Raw genomic sequence first — 373 nt, 5'->3', positions numbered from 1 at the left:
TCGCTACGAGCGAATGGCTAGTTCTTACTCGACGGGAATTCCACCCGCTATATGATACGACCTAGGCTCGGCCGCACACCTGCCTCGTTAGCTCAACAAGAAAAAGCTGCCTTAATGACAGCTCTGACCTATAACTAAAGCACCCGATAGTTTAAGTATAATCATTCACAATCTCTATTAACTTCTCTAAAATTTTTAAGTTATGTACAAAAACTATACTTTGACATCGCATAAAGTATGGAGATTATTTCAAGTAAAATAAAACTGCCAAGTTGATTTTTAAACTCACTTATTTATTGAGTTCATTAGTTGGAAGAAGTATTCAAGTTTGTGAGTCTTATTTAGGTTATACCACGAATGTAATGTATCTGGT

Annotated in this window: 1 pseudogene; it reads right to left on the bottom strand. The window is 36.2% G+C overall.

The window, feature by feature from the left end:
• Positions 1–285: 285 nt before the first annotated feature.
• Positions 286–373: pseudogene (locus TR08_RS31380) on the bottom strand (glutamine amidotransferase); the annotation flags it as partial.

The organism is Neobacillus niacini, from assembly GCF_000759675.1.
Taxonomy (GTDB): Bacteria; Bacillota; Bacilli; order Bacillales; family Cytobacillaceae; genus Neobacillus; species Neobacillus niacini_A.
This window is presented reverse-complemented; position numbering and strand designations above follow the sequence as displayed.